Consider the following 19,023-nt stretch of genomic DNA (forward strand, 5'->3'; position numbering starts at 1 on the left):
ATGAGGTGCTACTATGGCAAAAAATGATGAATTACTTCACCAAGAAGCCCGCAGTTTAGCTTCGCAATCACGGATCAAGTACTTTGACCTCGTGATCGCACAAGGAAACGGCGCCCTATTGACTGATGCTGACGGCAAAGAATATATCGACCTCTTAGCCTCCGCCTCATCGACCAACACTGGGCACTGTCATCCATCGGTGGTCCAAGCGATCACCCAGCAAGCTCAAAAGTTGATCCAATACACACCAGCCTATTTTGCTAATCAGATCGCAGCCCAATTGAGCACCAGATTAACAAAACTTGCACCAATGTCAGGACCTGTCAAGTTAGCCTGGGGAAATTCTGGCTCAGATGCCAATGATGCGATCATCAAATTTGCGCGCGCCTATACTGGGCGGCAATACATCGTGACTTTTACCGGAGCTTATCACGGTTCGACCTATGGCTCTCTGACTGCTTCGGGTGTCAGTTTGAACATGACCCGCAAGCTCGGTCCCTTACTTCCCGGGATCATCAAAGTACCTTATCCCGACCCCTGGCAAAAAGCGTCGCAAGAGACTGAAGAGCAATTTGTAGAGCGAATGTTTGCAGCCTTTAAGTTACCATTTGAGACCTATCTTCCTCCTGATGAAGTCGCCTGCATCTTGATCGAACCGATCCAAGGTGATGGTGGGATCATCAAAGCACCGACAAAGTATCTCCAAAAAGTCTATGAATTTGCTCATGAACACGGGATCTTATTTGCAGTCGATGAAGTCAATCAGGGCATGGGACGAACCGGTAAATGGTGGTCGATCCAACATTTCGAGCTTGAACCCGATCTCATGAGCGTCGGCAAATCACTAGCATCTGGGCTTCCACTAAGTGCAGTGATCGGACGAGCTGAGATCATGGAAGCGTTGGACGCTCCGGCTCATATTTTTACTACTGCAGGAAATCCCCTCACTGCAGCAGCTGCTCTAGCTACTATTGAAATCATCGAAAAAGAAGAGCTTTTACGTCGCTCGACAGAACTAGGCAGATCAGCGGCGACCTTTTTCCAACAAGCTCAAGCAAAATACGATTTTATCGGTGATGTCAGAATGTATGGCCTCAATGGTGGGATCGATATCGTTGACCCTAAGACTAAACAGCCTTCCACCGAGATTGCGACCAAGATCATCCACCGTGCCTTTAAACTAGGTGTGATCATGATCAGTCTACGGGGCAATATCTTACGCTTCCAACCACCACTTGTGATCACCACAGCTCAGTTAGAACAAGCCTTTGCGATCTTAGAGCAAGTCTTTAGCGAAGAAGCAGCAGGAAAACTCCAACTGCCTAAAAATGCGGCTGAATTAGGGTGGTAAAAATTAATAGCCAAAAAGCGGTTTTGTGGTTTAAAATGATATATGCAATTTAAATCGAAAGGACCGCAATTATCATGAAATATCGCTTACAGGCATGTTTATTTATTTTTATCGCTTTTATGCTCGGATGTAATGAGTATATTATCGTCGGGGTCTTACCAGACATTTCGAGTGAATTTGGGACTGGGTTATCACAACTTGGGCTGTTAGTCACCATTTTTGCACTTGTCTATGCGCTAAGCACTCCGCTTATAACCTCATTTGGCAATCGTTTTTTACGGCATCGTGTCTTACTAGCACTAATCTTGATCTTTTTTATCGGCAATACTTGGACCGCTTTAGCCACTAACTTTACTTCGCTTCTATTGTCGCGGATCTTGACCGCCAGTGTAGCTGGGGCGATCATTTCGATCGTTTTGGTCATGGCCAACTACATTGCACCGCGGCATAAACGAGCTAGCCTAGTTTCTTGGGTCTTTGCCGGTTTTAGTTTAGCTTCGATCATCGGGATCCCCCTTGGAACTTTGATCAGTACGACTTTTTCCTGGCACGATAGCTTTTGGATGATCAGTGCGATCACCTTTATCGTCTTATGCCTACTGCTTTGGCTCGTGCCTAAAGATACCCCTCAGTTTAAAGGGACACTCAAACATCAATTTGCGCTACTCAAAGAAAAGCAAGTTCTCTTAGGCGTCGCCTTTGTCGTAGCTGTGTGCGCCGCTGACTATACGATCTATACCTATATCCGTCCACTTTTCACTAATGAAATGGGCTTTAATAACACTTGGCTCAACTGGTTATTGTTTGGGATGGGGATCTTCTTTATCATTGGCAATAAGTTTGGTGGCTATTTAGCCGATAATGGTGGCTTAAAGCCACTCCGCTACGTCTATATCACGATGACACTATTGATGTTGCTCTTAGGACCAGCAATTCAGCTTCCGTGGCTAGGTGCAGCAACGATCGCTCTACTTTGCGTTTGCTTTGCTAGCTATGGTGCCTCAACTCAGCTGATGTTTTTAGATATCGCTGAGAAAAAATATCCCCAATCCCTTGATCTAGCATCATCGCTCAATTCGATCTTTGCTAACCTAGGGATCTCGCTGGGTTCATTGACTGCAGCCCAAGCCGTCAGTGTTACTTCACTGGGAAATATCGGCTATATCGGTTCCATCTATGGGATCCTAGCCACTTTCCTCGTTTTCATCCTTTACGCTCAAAACAAAAAAATTTAGTCTAATAAAAAAACACGCCTCAGCGCGTGTTTTTTTATACATTCTCTTTTTGATACTGCTCAAGGTACGTTGCGATCTGACTGATCTGGGGACTCGTCGTCATGCAACAGCCACCAATGATGCTCGCACCAGCTTGATACCATTTTTCAGTCAGCTGCGTAAAATCTAACTGTTGCTCACTTTTGGCCCATGTCTTAGTCTCAGGATCATATTGAGCTCCGAGATTAGGGTAGACGATGAGCTTTTTAGTCGTTGCTTGCCGCATAACTTTAAGCGCTCCACTCACAAGCTCAGGTACGATACAATTGACACCGATCGCAAATACTTGCTCAAATTTACTGATCGCTGCAACCGCCCGCTTAAGTTCGGTCCCATCGCTAAGTGTCATTTCATCTCGGAGTGTAAATGAAACGTAGACTGGCATCTGAGGCACATTTTTTTCCAGCCATCTCAATAAAGCTAGTGGTTCTGAGAGTTTTGGCTGGGTCTCTAAAGCTAAACAATCCGGTGTTTGCGCAAGTACGGCCGTCAAACGTGGCAAATGAAAATTAAGATATTGCGCATCATTCAACAAATAATCCCCCCGATACTCACTGCCATCGGCAAGATAGGCTCCATATGGTCCGATCGAGGCAGCCACTAAAGCATGTTTTCCGGTCTGTTCTTCATAGTCATCTCGAGCTTTTTGAGCCACTAATACCGCCATCCCTACCAAGTTTTCAGCCTGCTGTTTGGAATGACCAGCTTTTTCAAAAGCTTGCAGATTAGCTTGATACGTATCGGTCAAGATCATCTGGGCTCCAGCTGCTAAATAACTGTAATGCGCATCATAAACAGCTTCGATATTGTCGCTTAACGCTTGGGCTGTCCACAGCTCACCCGTACTATCTATTCCTTGTTCTTTCAAGGTAGCCGCCATTGATCCATCTAAAACGTGGATATTTTCAGTAAATTTTTCGTTCATTCACTCACTTCCCTTTGCTAAGTTTTAACCTATATTACCACTCTTCTTACTCAAATGTACGTTTTTACACTCAAACTAAAAAATAAGCTGGTGTTACCACCAACTTATTTACTGATCAGATCGAGCGTGGTAAAACGATAAAGATCGCCGTGATCAAGACTTCCCACATCATTGCAGGCGGAAAGATCGTTAAAGTCAAGATCAGACCGATCACTTTTCCTGCAACATCAAACATGCCACGACCATCTAGGATACTAAAATCTGCCTCGACTGATTTTCCCTTATTTATGCGTTTTAGTTCCACATACATCCAAATATTGCAAGCTGTAACAGCTAAAACAATGATTCCATACATCGTTTGAGCAACGGGACTGTCAAAATTATCAGCTACGATACTTGTTGTATAGGGGAAAATGAAGAAAAGAATAACAAGATCAAAGAGTTCCATACTAGTTCATTATTGATCTTTTCAACATTATGCCAAGCTCGGTGCATATTGACCCACATCGTTCCTAACCAGAAAAATGAAACAGTGTAGGCAAAGAAACTCTCACGTAGATCCCAAACGGCAGCCCAAGTCATCGCTTCAGGTTTATTCAACTCTAAAACTAAGATCGTCATAATGATCGCTAATACTGCATCAGTGAAGGCAGTCAGGCGTTCTTTTGACATTTCCATAATTTTATATTGCCTCCTAGACATTTTTTATTATTTTAAAATATCTTAAATGATCTGGCAATAATTTTTTATAAGATCTGTTCCAGTTCTAGTAGCGCCTGTTTACGGTCAAGTCCACCAGCATAGCCATGCAAACTGCCGTCACTTGCCAAAACGCGGTGACACGGGATAAAAAGACTCAATGGGTTATGCGCTACAGCCCCACCGACAGCCCTTGGATGCGAGGCCAATTGTTTTGCTAGCTCTTGGTAGGTCGCCGTAGTTCCATAGGGGATCTGCTGTAGTTGCTGCAATACTCGCTGCCTAAAAGGCGTAACTTGTGGTGCTAACGTGATCTTTGTAGTCGGGATCTGACCATTAAAATACTCCGTTAGCCATGCTCTAGCTTGTTTTAAAGCCGGAGTCTCAACATCTGCGATCTTTTCAAGTGAAAAATCAGGAGCAAAATATTTTTGATCAGTGAACCAAGCTCCCACAAGTTCTGTTTCGGTCCCGACTAACAGCAATTCTCCCAGGGGCGTGGAATAGATCTGTTTGAAGTACATACTTTCACCTGCTTGATTTTTCTTTAGCATAACACAAGTCTATAGTTAAGCACATCCCCCAGCCACTCTTGGTTTAGAACTGATCACTGAGATCTTGGCCGTTAGTCGCAATAACTTTTTTATACCAATAAAATGAATCTTTGCGGTAACGTTTTAAAGTCTTGAGATCAAATTCATCCCGATCAACATAGATGAAACCATAGCGCTTCTTGATTCCTTCATGCGTTGAGATCAGGTCGATCGCTGACCATGGATTATAGCCTAACATCTCAACGCCATCCGAGATCGCTTTTTGTATCTGAGCAATGTGTTCGCGCAAATAAACGATCCGATATGGGTCATGGACTTTTCCATCTGCAGTTAGTTCATCATAAGCTCCGATCCCATTTTCCGTGACTAATAATGGAAGTTGGTAGCGATCATATAAGGCACGCATGGTCGCTCTAAAGCCAACTGGATCGATCTCCCAACCAAATTCGGTCTTTTTCAAATTTTGATTTTGTACACTGCGGTAATATCCCGGTTCAGACATTGCGGATTGCTGATCAGCAAATTTGTCATCGATCTGTTCACTACCATCACTTGCTTCGACCGTAAATGAAGTATAGTAATTAAAAGCGATAAAATCAGGTTTGGCTGCCTTTAAGACTTCGGCATCTCCAGGAGCAAACGTTGGGGTTGCATCTTTAGCTTCTAAATACGCCCAAACCAAGTTATTGTAGCGCCCATAAACAGCCATATCTAAATATAACCAATTGCGGATCGCATTGGCATTTTGTTCCGCGATGATGTCTTCTGGACGATTACCATTAGGATAAGCCAACGCGATATTTGGCGCCGGACCGATCTTGGCTTGTGGCAACATCTCGTGGCATAATTGCATCGCTTTAGCTTGCGCCACTAATTGATGGTGATTTTGTTGATAGATCTCTTTAGTCAAGTTCGTTGTTGCTTCTGGCACACGTAATGTACCGATCAGTTGTCCAACTAAAGTCATCATATTTTGTTCATTGATCGTCAACCAATATTTGACCCGGTCACCGTAATTTTCAAAGAGCACTTGAGCAAATTCCTTGAACCATTCGGAAGATTCCGCATTGCTCCAAGAACCTTTTTCTTCCAGAGCTGCCGGCATGTCGAAATGAAACATCGTGATGATCGGTTCGATATCATATTTCAAACATTCATCGATCAAATTATTATAAAATTCGATCCCCTTAGGATTAACTTTCCCGATCCCTTCTGGTAAAACACGTGACCATGAGATCGAGAAACGATATGCTTTAAAACCCATCTCGGCCATCAAGGCGATGTCTTCTTTGTAACGATGATAATGATCAACTGAGACCGTTAGATCAGCGGTCCCTGGTGGCAATTCCTTGGTATCTTGAAAAGATGGTCCTTTGCCGTCTTCTAAACTGGCACCCTCAACTTGGTAAGCCGAAGTCGAAGCCCCCCATAAGAAATCTTTTGGAAATGGTTTTAATGTTTGATGGATCATTTGTATAAGCCCCTTTCTTAGATTATGTATAATTGTTTGGGTACACTTATATGCTAAATTGTTACCAAACATTTTGTCAAGCGTTTTCATTATGCTATACTGAAATATGAGGTGAAATAGCATATGTTAAAACATCAAGCGATCGCAAACAAGCTCAAATCTTATATCGATGATAATCAACTTTCCCATGGAACTAAACTGCCCAGTTTGACCGAATTGATGGAAATGTATGGTGTGAGCAAAAACACGATGATGCAAGCACTTAAGAATCTCGAAAATTCGCATGTAGTCTACCAAGTTCAGGGAAGTGGGATCTTTGTCAGACGGCGCCAACGCCAAGATTATGATCCTTTATTTCAAAATACTGCTGGTTTTTTTGGTAATTTTCACGAACGGATCACCAACCGTGTCCTCGCTTTTGAAAAACTCCCCGCCGAACCTGAAATTGCTAAAAATTTACAGCTCCCAGTCGGCAGTTTGGTCTACCGCATTTTGCGGTTACAATATTTAGATGGTAAACCTTTTTGGCTAGAAGAATCTTTTTATGTTGCCGATCTCGTCGGTCATTTACCCGCTACTGTAGCAGAAGGCTCGATCTTTAGCTATTTACGCGCCCAAGGCCTAAAGATCGGTTTTTCGGATAAATACTTTGATAGTGTTTTGCTCGATGAAGCTCAAGCTAAATTACTAGACTTGCCCCCTAATAGTCCCGCTTTACGACTCGAAGATATTTATTATTTAAATGATGGGCGCATTTTTGACTATTCACGCACTTACTGCCAAGCTAAATTCTACGCCCAATCAAATTGAACCAGCACGTTGTGGATCCCACGATGTGCTGGTTCTTTTGGTTGATCATATTTATATAATATAGACAACAATATTTCTGCAGATTAGCCATTTTTCTGCAGATCAATCTCTATCTTTTGTGATTCTTAAATCGGCTGTCCTTTGTTTGATCGTAGCAACTTCTTGCTCCAAAGTTCTATTACGTCAAATCTGATTTATTAATCATCTTATGGATCTATACAATACATCCCTTGGGAATATTCAACTTATACTTCTTATTCTCGAGTAAAGCTCTGATCAGAATTTCTCTCAATTCACTATCAGTTACACACATCTGAGCTATCGGTAACCTTTCACCAAAATGATCCATATAAACTCCCAACAACTCCCATGTTGTCTTTCTTTCCAATAAAAACCGCTTAATCTTTTTCAATTTTTAGCACCTAGCCATATCTTTCCTGAATTACTAGAAGTAATATAGCTTTTCCCTTCTTAATTTATTTACCACCATTAACATTCATTGCAAATATCACGATCATGAACTTTTTTCTGCAAGAGAAATAATAGCTTCACGATCTGACTAACACACTCCATTTTCTTTCTCCATGATATCCCTGATAATGGTCTACGGCAAATAAAATATCCCATAATCTTCTGAAAAGTCTAGGTCAAAACAAAAAAACGCATCTCCCACCGAAGTGAGAAATGCGTTTGAAATGTTGATATAACGCGATATTAACGTTTTGAGAATTGTGAAGCTTTACGAGCCTTCTTAAGACCTGGCTTCTTACGTTCTTTCATACGTGCATCACGAGTCAAGAGACCTGCACGCTTCAAGACACCGCGGAAGTCTGGATCTACTTCAAGTAAAGCGCGTGCGATACCATGACGTGTAGCGCCAGCTTGACCTGAGAAGCCACCACCGTTAACGTTTACCAATACATCATATTGGTCTTTTGTTTCTGTGGCAACGAATGGTTGAGCCATAACTTCGCGTAAGTTTGCAAATGGAATGTATTCTTCTGCAGATTTGCCGTTCATTGTGATCTTACCTGTACCTGGTACCAAGATCACACGTGCAACTGAGTTTTTACGACGACCTGTGCCGCGATATTGTACTTGTGCCAAATTCGTTTTCCTCCTAGATTAAGTTTGTGATGTCTAATACTTCTGGGTTTTGAGCAGCATGCTTGTGTTCTGCACCACGGTAAACGTGAAGCTTCTTAGCTTGTGCACGACCAAGAGTACCCTTTGGAAGCATACCTTTAACAGATAATGCGATCAATTTTTCTGGATCCTTTTCACGGTAGTCACCAGCTGTACGTTCCTTCAAGCCACCTGGATGGTTTGAGTGATGGTAATAGATCTTATCTGTTGCTTTACGACCTGTCAAAGCAACTTTTTCTGCATTGATGACGATCACAAAGTCACCTGTATCAACGTTTGGTGTGAAAGTAGGCTTGTTCTTGCCGCGTAAAACAGATGCTACCACTGTGGATAAGCGTCCCAAAGGAACATCTGTTGCATCTACGACATACCATTTACGTTCTACTTCGCCTGGTTTTGCAATATATGTTGTACGCACGTTTATTTCCTCCATTTAATGTATACATGTTTGACAAACAATAAGATTAACGGGGCTTACTGTGGGGCAAACAATACCAAATACTATATTACGATTTTTTTTAGGTATAGTCAATTATAACTTTCAATAAATCGTAAAATCAAGCTATTATTTTATTCATAATACACTTTCTTCAGATAAAGTCCACTTGCGGGTGCTGTTTCCCGACATTCATTGCGGTCTTTGACTTCGTACAAGCGCAAAAAATCATGGACTGGACGTTTACCATTTCCGATCTCTAACAAGGTCGCTACCATGATCCGCACTTGATTATACAAAAAGCCGTTGCCGTAGAATTCAAAGATCACTTCATTGTTTTCTTTGTCTTCTCTGACGGTAGCCTCATAGATCGTTCGGACATGATCTCTAGTTTGACTGCCTGAAGCTACAAAACTCGAAAAATCATGGGTCCCCACGACATCGGGCATCGCTTCTTCGATCCGCTTGATATCAAGGGGATATTTGTAATGTCCCGTGTAGAAACGTTTGAAAGGATCGGTAAACCACGAACGGCTGACACGGTACATATAGCGCTTGCCATGAGTGGTAAAGCGCGCATGAAAGTCATCACTGACGATCTTGCAGTCGATGACCTCACAATCAAGGGGCAACATTGAGTTTAACCCCTTGAGCATCCCTTCTGGTGAGATATCATGGGGAAAATCAAAGTGAATGACTTGCCCCAAAGCATGGACACCCGAGTCAGTGCGCCCCGAGCCATAGATCGTGATGTAGTCGTCAAATTTACTCATCTTGTTGAGTGCTTTTTCTAGAACTGACTGCACGGTCCGTTGCTTAGGTTGGGCCTGAAAACCCGCAAAATTAGTGCCATCATAGGCTAAAGTTATCATATAACGCTTCGTCATTAAAATTCCTCAATTTCTCAAAAATATCAAAGCAAGGGTCACTAGGAAAAAAAATACTAGCGCTAGCGTATCTTGTAAATGCCAAACTTGCAAACGATACTTGCTTCGCCCTTCTCCTCCACGATAACCACGCGCTTCCATCGCAGTTGCCAGATCTTCCGCCCGCGTCAAGGCACTGACAAATAAGGGGATCAATAGCGGGATCACGGCCTTTATCCGGGAGATCAAACTGCCTTCACTAAAATCGACCCCACGCGAGCGTTGTGCATTCATGATCTTAGTCGTTTCATCCATCAAAGTCGGCACAAAACGCAATGCAATCGACAACATCAAAGCGATCTCGTGCACTGGGACCTTTAGTTTCTTTAACGGTTGCATCAACGATTCAGTTGCATCCGCGATCGCAAGTGGTGTCGTTGTCACGGTCAAAAGTGTCGACATAAAAATGATCAACACAAAACGACAAAAGACATAAAAACCATTGACTAAGCCAAACTGTGTCAAGGTCAGTGGTCCAAATTGCCAATAAGTCGTGCCGCCACGGGTGAAGAAGACCTGCAAGAGGACTGTAAATAAGATCAGCCAGATCAACGGCATGACCCCTTTGACAAAATAACTCAGGCTGATCTTTGAAAGTAAAACACTGAGCAAGGTCACAGTTCCTAATAGCAGATATGATTGCCAGTTGTTACATAAAAAAATGATCAACACAAAGTAAAAACACAAGATCATTTTGGCACGGGGATCAAGGCGATGTACCAAAGAATCACCCCGTATATAACGTCCGAGTAATAATTTATCCATTTTCAGCCCCCTGTTCTTTTATTTTTGTCGCTAAAATTTGTGCTAATTCATGTTCAGTCAACGGTAGCTGCGCAAATTTCAATCCCCGTTCGACTAACCGCTGCGCAAATGCGGTCGTTTGTGGCAGATTTAAGTGATGTGCTTTTAGCCAGTCGGGATCAGAAAAGAGCTCAGCTGGTGTTTTATCGGCGAGCAAGCGCCCTGATTCCATCACTAAAACTTGATCGGCAAAATTAGCCACATCGTTCATTTGATGGGTCACTAAAATGATCGTCAATTTTTCTTTTTCATGAAGTCGTTTGAATAACGCCATCATTTCGGCACGTCCGCTCGGGTCTAGGCCTGCAGTCGGTTCATCTAAAACTAAAACTTTAGGTGACATCGCTAAGATCCCTGCGATCGCGACCCGACGCATCTGCCCCCCAGAAAGCTCAAACGGTGAACGCTCCAACACACTTTCATCTAAATTAACGAGTTTGGCTTTTTCACGCGCGATCTTTTCAGCTTCTTCAGCCGTTGCCCCAAAATTTTTCGGTGCAAAGGCAATATCCTTTAAGACCGTCTCTTCAAATAGTTGAGCTTCAGGAAATTGAAACACGAAACCAACTTCTTGGCGCAACTTGGCCAACTCTTTATTTTTAGTCGCTGGCGTTATCACCTGCCCATTGACTGTCAAACGACCACTAGTAGGTTTTAAAAGTCCATTTAAATGCTGGAGCAAGGTGGACTTTCCACTCCCAGTATGTCCAACAATAGCGGTAAAACTTTGATCTTTGATCGTAAAGCTCACATCTTTTAGAGCTTGTTGGGCTAACGGGGTCTCGGCTTGATACGTATAGCTTAATTTTTCAAGTTGAATTGCCATAACCAGTCCACCAATTCCTTTTCTGTCAAATATTTTTCGGGTACTTTGATCCCCAGCTTAGCTAGCTCATGCTTCAACCGTTCGGGATAAGGTACATCTAACCCCACTTTACTCAATTCATTGCCCCGGGTAAAGATATTTTCTGGGGTATCATCATCGATCACTTTACCTTGCTCTAACACAATGATCCGATCAGCCAGAGCCGCCTCATCGATATCATGTGTGATCGAAATGACTGTAAAACCTTCTTCTTTATTCAAGCGTCGCATTAAAGCAACTAACTCGGCTCGGCCCTCGGGATCAAGCATACTGGTCGATTCATCGAAGATCACGATCTGTGGTCTAATCGCCAAGACGCCTGCGATCGCAACGCGCTGCTTTTGTCCACCCGAAAGCCGGACCGGTTCGTGTTTGGCAAAAGCCTGCATGTTAACAGCTTCCAAGGCTTCTTGAACATGTTGATGCATTTGTTCATAGGGTACACCTCGATTTTCCAAGCCAAAGGCCACATCCCCTTCAACATCTGCGCCCACAAATTGATTATCCGGATTCTGAAAGACCATCCCGATCTGATCTCTGATCGCCCAAATATTTTCTTCATTCAAAGGAAGACCGGCCACAGTTATCGTCCCCTCAGTTGGCGTCAATAGCCCATCGAGCAATTTAGCCAGAGTACTCTTGCCACTTCCATTATGGCCGATCAAAGCGACCCACTGCCCTTGTTCGATCGTTAAATCGATCTGCGACAATGTCTTTTTTTGACTCGCTTCATCGTACGCAAAGCTAAGATTTTTTATCTCAATAATTACACTCATTTAGCTTCCCCCACTGAAATTCTAGTTGCTAGTCTGCAACCCTTTAGGAATAATATACCACATTCTCACGTTTTAATTTGCCAATCTGAGATTTTACTTCTAAAATTAAAGTCACGAGGTGAAATTTTATGAAAAAAATCGGGATCATCATCAGTAGTACGCGTCCTGGGCGCCGGAGCCCCTCGATCGCTGAATGGTTCGCAAAAAATCTGCCTCAAGCTGAGCTGACTTACGATATCATCGATCTAGCTGATTTTGACTTACCCTTCTTAGATGAAAGTGAAATGCCCCAAACTGGTACTTACCAGCATGAGAAGACCAAACGTTGGAGTGAAAAGATCGCTGCTTACGCGGGCTTTATCTTCATCGTTCCGCAATATAACTGGGGCTATCCTGCGGTCTTGAAAAATGCGCTTGACTATCTCTATTGCGAATGGCAAGGAAAACCCGCTTGCTTAGTTACTTTTGGTGGACACGGTGGCTCCCAAGTCCAGATCGCCTTACGTTTAGTCATGCAAGGGCTCAAAATGCCTGTTCTTTCGGTAGCACCGATGATCACGCTCTCACCTAGTGCAAGTCCAAGTGAAGCCTTAAAGACTCTAAGTACATATGAACCTTTACTTCCAGCGTTAGCAGCTGAGTTCAAACGCTCTTTAAGCTAACTAAAAAGCCGACCGGTGCTGGTCGGCTTTTTAGTTAGCCATTACTATACGTTTGCCAAAGCTTGAGCGATCGGTGTATCACCACTGCTCATCATGATAACTTTTTTGCGTGTATTGTCATGTTCCAAGATCTCAGCTAAGGTCAAGGCCACATCTGGGATCGGATTTTTAGAAACTTTAGTCGCCCCGACCGTGATCTTACCTGTACCAGGTTCTTCGGTCAAAGCTGTTGGTTGTAAGATCGTATAATCTAAGTCCGTGTTATGCACTAGATAGTGGTCCGCAAAGAATTTGGCAATGTTATAATCCATGATCTGAGCTAAACCGTTCTCATGCCAAAATTCTGGTTCTAAGGCATGTAATGAGCTCAACATGATATAACGTTTGATACCATTCAACTCGGCTGCTTGCATCGTCTTGACAGCCCCAAAAGCGTCGGTCTGTAAGAGATCTTTACCACGTGAACCGGCTGTAAAGTAGATCGCATCTTGTTGACCGATCAATTCTGCCAATTCTTCTTTTGAAGCATGCAGATCTAATTTGACTGCAGTCACTTGGGGTGAATCCTTCAACGAGACATTTTCCGGATGACGCGCAGTTGCGGTTACTTGATGCCCCTTAGCAACTAGCTCTTTGACCAATTCTGATGCAACTCGACCAGTAGCACCGACTACAAAAATTCGCATTATATAATTACCTTACTTTACTTTAAAACATCATTGAGCGCTTCACTCATCGTTGGATGGGTATAGATCTGATCACGCAACATTGTGTATGGTAATTTAGCATTGATCGCCAAACTGAGCAAATTGATCAACTCGTGTGATTCTTTAGCATAGATCGTAGCCCCTAAGATCAAGTCAGTTTCAGGATCGACTAAAACTTTAAAGAGTCCCCGAGTATCCTTTAAGACCCGGGCCTTAGGAATAGCTGCAACTGGTAACTTGAAGAGCTTATATTCGATCCCTACTGCTTTAGCTTCTTTTTCATTTAGACCAACTTTAGACAATGGCGGTTCGATAAAGACGCTATAAGGCACATTTTTACGATCACTGATCCGACGTTTGCCAGCGCCAAAAAGTTCATCTTTAATGATCCGGAAATCATCTAAAGAGATATAGGTGAATTGCAACCCACCTTTAACATCCCCGATCGCCCAGACACCAGGAACACTGGTATGCAATTGATCATCAACGACCACTGTTCCACGTTCATCCAATTTGATCGCGGTATTTTCTAAGCCTAGTTCGCTAGTCCGCGGTTTACGTCCCGTCGCAGCTAAAACTTTATCCGCTGTTACGGTATGTTCACCATCGTTTTCATAGACGATCTCAACTTTATCCTCAAGGTCGCAAACTTCTTTGATCTTGACACCCAACTTAAAGTCGATCCCCAAAGCACTCAAGTCATCAAAGACCATTTGGGAAATATCATCATCTTCTCTTGGAATAAACTTATCTGATGCATCCAAAACTGTGACCTTAGCACCATAATTGGCAAACATGCTAGCAAATTCAAGCCCGATATAACCAGCACCAATGATCACCAATTCTTTAGGCAATTCACTTTGATCCATCGCACCAGTTGAATCCAATAGATACTTGCTATCTGCTAGACCTGGGATCGGTAATATCACTGGTTCAGCTCCAGTATTGATAAAGATCCGTTCCCCTTCAAAATCTAGGGTCTCACCAGCAGGCGTCGTTACTGTGACTACATGGTCTGACTTGAACTTAGCGGTCCCATCTAAAACACGCACAGTCGGTTCGTCAGCCAACATGTGGTAATTCTTATCCCGCAAGAAAGCTGTCATCTCATTTTTACCAGTAACAGCTTGACTGAAATCAGCCTTTTTCTCAGCTTCAATGATCAAGCGTTTGGAGGGTAAGCAACCGATATTGATACATGTTCCCCCATACATCTGGTCAGAACGTTCGATCACTAAAACTTCCTCGCCTTTAGTTGCCAAAGTCTTGGCTAAAGTTTTACCACCCTTACCAAAACCGATAATAATATTTTTTACCTTTTCCATTTTCACTCCCACTTTCTTTTACTTACTACTCTTGATTATACAAACATTTTCCAACTTGTCACGAAACATGCTTACAAATTATAAGTTCGATAAATAACCACTCTCATACTGAAGTTACCGCTTTCGTTTTGCAAAAGCAATTTTTTTGCCTAAATACTAAAAAAATCAGCACCCATCCAGGATGAGCACTGATCTTTTCAACTATTTGATTTGACGTTTACGACGTCCGACAGCTAAAAGTCCAGCTCCCGTAAGTCCGAGCAAGCCAAGTAGCGATAAGTTATTTTCGTTGACATCCCCAGTTTGTGGTGATTCAACTTTTGGTTGCGCTTTAGGTGTTTCCACCTTAGCCACTGGTTTTACTTCGGGTTGTGGTTCTTCTACCTTAGTCCCTTGTTTGACCAATTGAGTAACTGGTGCGATCACTTCTTCAGTTTCTTCAGCGATCAATTCACCGGTCTCTTCATCAACGCGATAAGTTATGGTCTTGATCTTTTGTCCTTTTTCCCCTGCTTGTACGATGACTGTCGTCCCCACTGGTAAGGTCGGATCGGCTTCACATAAGATCGTGAAATCGAGTTCTTCGACTACTACCTCTGGCTTGGTCCCGACCAAAATGATCTCAGTTACTGGTTCTTTAGTTACTGTACCATTTGGATGTTTGATACCTACTTGACCAGCGACTTTAACGGCTGTTGTGCCATTTGCCATTGTTTCATCAGCTTCATAGCGTGTTTGGTATGGGATCTGATTTTCTTCACCACTACCACGCTTGATCACGTGGTCGATCGCTTTGATCGTTTCAACGGCTGTACTTGAGCTTACTTCACCCGTTTGTTCATTGACAGTAAAGGTCGTTGTTTCGATCGTCTTACCTGCTGTGCCTGGAACCACGATCACTTCTGGATCATCTTTTTTCATCGTTGGATCATCTTGGTAGATCACTTGCGGCTCAATCGCAGTTTCGACCACGACTGGTTTAGTCCCAACTTCGATCACACGAGCAACCACTTCGGTCAAGACCTTACCATTTGGATGAACGACCCCATCGACCCCAGCCACGACTTCACGTGTCGTCTTATTTGCTAACTCGACATTAGCAACATATTTGGTTGGCTTAGCTACAATAGTCGTCTTACCAGTCCCGCGTTTTACGATCTGATCGACCGCAGGAGTCGTTTCGACTGTTGGTTCTAAAGCTGTTACCGCCCCAGTTTTGCGATCAACTTTATATTTAGTCGTCGTTACTTGTTTACCAGCCTTACCAACTTGTTCGATCACTTCTGGATCAGTTGGTAAACTCATTGGATCAGCCGTGTATAAAGTCGTAAAATCTAGCGTCTTTTCTTCGACCGTTGGCTTGGTCCCAACTAAGATGATTTCGGTAACAGCAGCTCTAGTGACCACCCCATTTGGTTGCAAGACACCATTTTTACCTTTAACTTTGATCTCTTGTTTGTTTAAGTCTAATTTTTCACTTGCTTGATAAATTGTTGTATATGGGAGCGAAGTTTCTTTACCCACACCACGTTTGATCTGATGAGTTATCGGTTTAGCAGTGATAACTTCTTGTGGTGGCTGGGCAGTCACTTTACCTGTGTTTAGATCGAGCGTGTAGTTGATCGTCGTCACTTTTTGGCCAACCTTACCCTCAACCAAGACAACTTCTGGGGCATCGGCCCGCATCTTTTCATCAGTCACGTAAATCGTTTCAAATGGGATCTCTTCTGAAGTCGAAGTTGGTTTCGTCCCGACTTCGATGATCTCATTTGTTGGTGTTGTAACTTCAAAATGAGCTTTTGGTTGCACATTTGTTGATAATTTAGCTACTGACGTGCCATCTGCAGTTACGTTAAATTCGATCGCACGTGTTTGTGTTGCTTTACCTGCAAAAGCATAGCTGACTTCGATCGGCGTATCATCTTTCGGTGTATATTCATCCTGAACTTTACCAGCAGCTACTTTAAGATCTTTTACCTCAGAGCCAACTTTTAATTGAGCAGATGTGATCTGCAATTCACCTGATGGATCAGCGATCGCGATCGTCAATGGCTTATATACGATCGTTGGGATCAAGTTTGGTGTCACACTGAGCAATCCAGCTTGATCATCCAATTTGTATGGCATCTTAGCTTTTTGGAAGGCTTTTTCCGCAAAACCAAACTTTTTGAATTCCTGTTTGTTTTGGCCGGTATTTCTGATCGAGATCACCCGTGAACCAGCTTTATTCAATAGATTTACCAAAGCTTTATTATTGATCAAAGAATTCTCATTTTCTGTAAAGAGGTCAGTCTCTAAACGAATTTCCGCATTTTTAAGATCCTCATCGGAAATATTAAACCGTGCTGGAATTTGATCAGCTGTGATCGTGCCAATGCTTTCTAATGGTTTGATCGCTGTATCTTGTCCTTTGACCGAATAACTTGCTTTAGCATCATCAAATTTTTCTGGGATCCGCAAAGCACTGATCCAAAGTAACTTGTCGCCATCTTCCATCTTATCCCAGAGTGGTGCTAATTTAGAAACGTCAGTCGATAGATACATATCGACTACACCACTATTTTCAACTAAAACGACGATCAATTGTGGCTCTCTTGTCACACTAGCTTCAGTTTTTGGACTAAAGGTCGCCGTAGCTGTACCATTTACTGGGTCATAGACCTTAGTCGAAGCACCTTTTTTACCAGCTTGAATGACTTTCGTTTCACCCGCAGTAAGGTTCTTATTTTCACGATATTCTGTTTGGTAATTGATCTCACCACTTGGTCCGTGCTTGATAACTTGATTGACTGGATCGGTCACCTTCACTGTTTCTTGGGTCGTTAGTTCACCAGTCTGTTCATTTAAAGTATATGTTTTTGTCGTCACTTTTTGATCTGCGACCCCTGCCACCGCGATCACTTCTTTATCTGTGACCTTCATGGTTGGATCTTCTTCGTAGACCGTTACAAATGGAATGGCTTCAGTTGTAGTTTCCGCCTTAGTCCCGACGCGAACGATCTCTGCTTCTGGTTGTTTGGTGATCTCTTCACTCGTTTTAGCAACGAATTGGTTATTTGCCCCTAGAACATGTGTCGTAATGACTGTTTTTTGCCCTGAAACACCCTGACGTTGGCCCCCGAGCAGTTCTGGATCTGCTTTATATACGGTTTCATACGGTACTTCTACTTGTTCTACTTTATCAGCCGGTGCTTCTAATTCCTGGATCACATCATTATAGGCTTTAGAATCAAATTTATTAGTTGCAACTAAAGCGTTATTGATAAAAGCTTGGCCCTGATGCTTAGCTGGGAAAGGTTGGCCATACCCTTGATTAGCCGTAGCGATGTATATATTGAAGGAAGTCACTTTATTTAAACGACCTGAAACATTGACCGTAAACTCGATCAGGCTTTCTTCGTTAGGTCTGACCTTAACATTTTTGGAATAATAGTAACCATCTCCAGTCAGTGCAACAGAAGTGCCATTTACTTTGATCGAACTTGGCAGTTCATAATTAGAATTACTGGTCAACTCGATCGAGATCGGTAATTCTTTACCTGTTTTTGCACTTGGGACATATTTAACTTCTACACGAACGACTTCAGATCTTGTGGTATGTTTTTTCTTATCCACATAACCATCCATCGCCGTTACTTTAGCACCACCATTTTTAATCGCAACTTGACTATCTAAGCTATAAACTTTAACTTCATTAGCTTTAGCCGCTCTAAATCCTGAACTTTAGCCGTATTCGTTTTCAACAACAGGAACTGGATCTGCCTCATTAGTTACTGTTTTTGCCTCTGTATTTGCTGACGCTTCAGGAGCCTCAGTATCGACCACTGAGTTTTCTGTTTCTGCTTGAATAGCTGGAGCTGGTGTCACAGAAGTTTCAACTGGTGTTTCTGTATCCTCGACTGTCTCTGTTTCGGTGTTTTCCGGCATCGTTTCAGTCACTTCGGTCGATGCTTCAGTAGATTTTAAAGTATCATTCTCAGATGTCTCTTTTGTATCGTCAGTTTCTGTCATTGTCACTGCGGGATCAACCTGAGTATCCGCTGACGCACGATCCACTCCTGTATAGGTGGCAAACATAGTACCTACCAAAACAGACGCTACCCCTACACTCAATTTCTTTATTTTAAAACGTTGCTTTTTAGCAGATAGTTTTTGGTTAGATAATTTATGATTATTTTTTGAAAGCATTTTTTTCCTCCAATTGATCTGACCTTAAGTTATCATTCTACAATTTAATATTAAATTTTTACTAAGCAAAAAACAATTTAAATTATGAAAATCTAAAGGTTATC

The 19,023-nt window shown here is 42.7% G+C and carries 17 protein-coding genes and 1 pseudogene; 4 read left to right on the top strand and 14 right to left on the bottom strand.

The window, feature by feature from the left end; genetic code table 11:
- Window positions 1–13 precede the first annotated feature (13 nt).
- Both ABT996_RS05680 and ABT996_RS05685 read left to right on the top strand, forming a co-directional pair.
- The gene (locus ABT996_RS05680) at window positions 14–1,351 is read left to right on the top strand and encodes an aspartate aminotransferase family protein (RefSeq protein ID WP_035447761.1); all 1,338 of its coding nucleotides are present in this window, start codon (window positions 14–16) and stop codon (window positions 1,349–1,351) included.
- A gap of 74 nt (window positions 1,352–1,425) precedes the next feature.
- Window positions 1,426–2,586, top strand: a complete 1,161-nt coding sequence (locus ABT996_RS05685; RefSeq protein ID WP_010688154.1) for an MFS transporter — start codon at window positions 1,426–1,428, stop codon at window positions 2,584–2,586.
- Window positions 2,587–2,620: 34 nt separating this feature from the next.
- On the opposite strand, the gene mmuM is transcribed toward ABT996_RS05685, so the two are convergent.
- The 4 genes and pseudogenes from mmuM to ABT996_RS05705 all read right to left on the bottom strand — a co-directional run bounded on the left by mmuM (window position 2,621) and on the right by ABT996_RS05705 (window position 6,274).
- Window positions 2,621–3,550, bottom strand: coding sequence for a homocysteine S-methyltransferase (gene mmuM / locus ABT996_RS05690; protein ID WP_035447759.1), 930 nt, complete (start codon window positions 3,548–3,550; stop codon window positions 2,621–2,623).
- Between the two features lie 115 nt (window positions 3,551–3,665).
- Window positions 3,666–4,222 (bottom strand): annotated as a pseudogene (locus ABT996_RS05695) (TMEM175 family protein).
- Between the two features lie 74 nt (window positions 4,223–4,296).
- Window positions 4,297–4,773: a methylated-DNA--[protein]-cysteine S-methyltransferase gene (locus ABT996_RS05700; RefSeq protein ID WP_035447843.1), complete on the bottom strand. Its 477-nt coding sequence runs from the start codon at window positions 4,771–4,773 to the stop codon at window positions 4,297–4,299.
- A 73-nt stretch (window positions 4,774–4,846) separates the two neighbouring features.
- Complete coding sequence (locus ABT996_RS05705) at window positions 4,847–6,274, bottom strand: glycoside hydrolase family 1 protein (RefSeq protein WP_035447757.1); 1,428 nt, start codon at window positions 6,272–6,274, stop codon at window positions 4,847–4,849.
- Between the two features lie 123 nt (window positions 6,275–6,397).
- Here ABT996_RS05705 and ABT996_RS05710 point away from each other — a divergent pair, with 123 nt between their 5' ends.
- Window positions 6,398–7,084 (top strand): GntR family transcriptional regulator, encoded by a 687-nt coding sequence (locus ABT996_RS05710; RefSeq protein WP_010688158.1) that lies wholly within the window; start codon window positions 6,398–6,400, stop codon window positions 7,082–7,084.
- A 714-nt stretch (window positions 7,085–7,798) separates the two neighbouring features.
- On the opposite strand, the gene rpsI is transcribed toward ABT996_RS05710, so the two are convergent.
- The 6 genes from rpsI to ABT996_RS05740 all read right to left on the bottom strand — a co-directional run bounded on the left by rpsI (window position 7,799) and on the right by ABT996_RS05740 (window position 12,037).
- Complete coding sequence (rpsI, locus tag ABT996_RS05715; RefSeq protein WP_004050245.1) at window positions 7,799–8,191, bottom strand: 30S ribosomal protein S9; 393 nt, start codon at window positions 8,189–8,191, stop codon at window positions 7,799–7,801.
- A gap of 13 nt (window positions 8,192–8,204) precedes the next feature.
- A complete protein-coding gene (gene rplM / locus ABT996_RS05720) occupies window positions 8,205–8,648 on the bottom strand; it encodes a 50S ribosomal protein L13 (protein WP_004050247.1) in 444 nt (147 codons plus the stop codon).
- 152 nt (window positions 8,649–8,800) lie between these two features.
- On the bottom strand, window positions 8,801–9,553 hold the full coding sequence (gene truA / locus ABT996_RS05725) for a tRNA pseudouridine(38-40) synthase TruA (RefSeq protein WP_035447755.1): 753 nt from the start codon (window positions 9,551–9,553) through the stop codon (window positions 8,801–8,803).
- Window positions 9,554–9,562: 9 nt separating this feature from the next.
- Complete coding sequence (locus tag ABT996_RS05730) at window positions 9,563–10,357, bottom strand: energy-coupling factor transporter transmembrane component T family protein (RefSeq protein WP_035447753.1); 795 nt, start codon at window positions 10,355–10,357, stop codon at window positions 9,563–9,565.
- Entirely contained in the window at window positions 10,350–11,222 is an 873-nt protein-coding gene (locus ABT996_RS05735; RefSeq protein ID WP_010688162.1) for an energy-coupling factor ABC transporter ATP-binding protein, read from the bottom strand. Before ABT996_RS05735 ends, ABT996_RS05730 begins: the two co-directional genes overlap by 8 nt.
- A complete protein-coding gene (locus ABT996_RS05740) occupies window positions 11,198–12,037 on the bottom strand; it encodes an energy-coupling factor ABC transporter ATP-binding protein (protein ID WP_010688163.1) in 840 nt (279 codons plus the stop codon). The genes ABT996_RS05735 and ABT996_RS05740 overlap by 25 nt, the downstream gene beginning before the upstream one ends.
- A 128-nt stretch (window positions 12,038–12,165) precedes the next feature.
- Here ABT996_RS05740 and ABT996_RS05745 point away from each other — a divergent pair, with 128 nt between their 5' ends.
- Window positions 12,166–12,699 (top strand): NADPH-dependent FMN reductase, encoded by a 534-nt coding sequence (locus tag ABT996_RS05745; protein ID WP_035447751.1) that lies wholly within the window; start codon window positions 12,166–12,168, stop codon window positions 12,697–12,699.
- Between the two features lie 44 nt (window positions 12,700–12,743).
- On the opposite strand, the gene ABT996_RS05750 is transcribed toward ABT996_RS05745, so the two are convergent.
- From ABT996_RS05750 to ABT996_RS05765, 4 genes are all read right to left on the bottom strand, one after another.
- On the bottom strand, window positions 12,744–13,388 hold the full coding sequence (locus ABT996_RS05750) for an SDR family oxidoreductase (protein WP_029507269.1): 645 nt from the start codon (window positions 13,386–13,388) through the stop codon (window positions 12,744–12,746).
- A 14-nt stretch (window positions 13,389–13,402) separates the two neighbouring features.
- A complete protein-coding gene (locus ABT996_RS05755) occupies window positions 13,403–14,731 on the bottom strand; it encodes an FAD-containing oxidoreductase (RefSeq protein ID WP_010688166.1) in 1,329 nt (442 codons plus the stop codon).
- A gap of 201 nt (window positions 14,732–14,932) precedes the next feature.
- Window positions 14,933–18,346, bottom strand: a complete 3,414-nt coding sequence (locus tag ABT996_RS05760) for a G5 domain-containing protein (protein WP_161633759.1) — start codon at window positions 18,344–18,346, stop codon at window positions 14,933–14,935.
- Between the two features lie 108 nt (window positions 18,347–18,454).
- Window positions 18,455–18,919 (bottom strand): YSIRK-type signal peptide-containing protein, encoded by a 465-nt coding sequence (locus ABT996_RS05765; protein ID WP_035447746.1) that lies wholly within the window; start codon window positions 18,917–18,919, stop codon window positions 18,455–18,457.
- Between the last annotated feature and the right edge of the window lie 104 nt (window positions 18,920–19,023).

The organism is Ligilactobacillus sp. RTP31139st1_D10_RTP31139_211217, from assembly GCF_040226755.1.
Taxonomy (GTDB): domain Bacteria; phylum Bacillota; class Bacilli; order Lactobacillales; family Lactobacillaceae; genus Ligilactobacillus; species Ligilactobacillus animalis.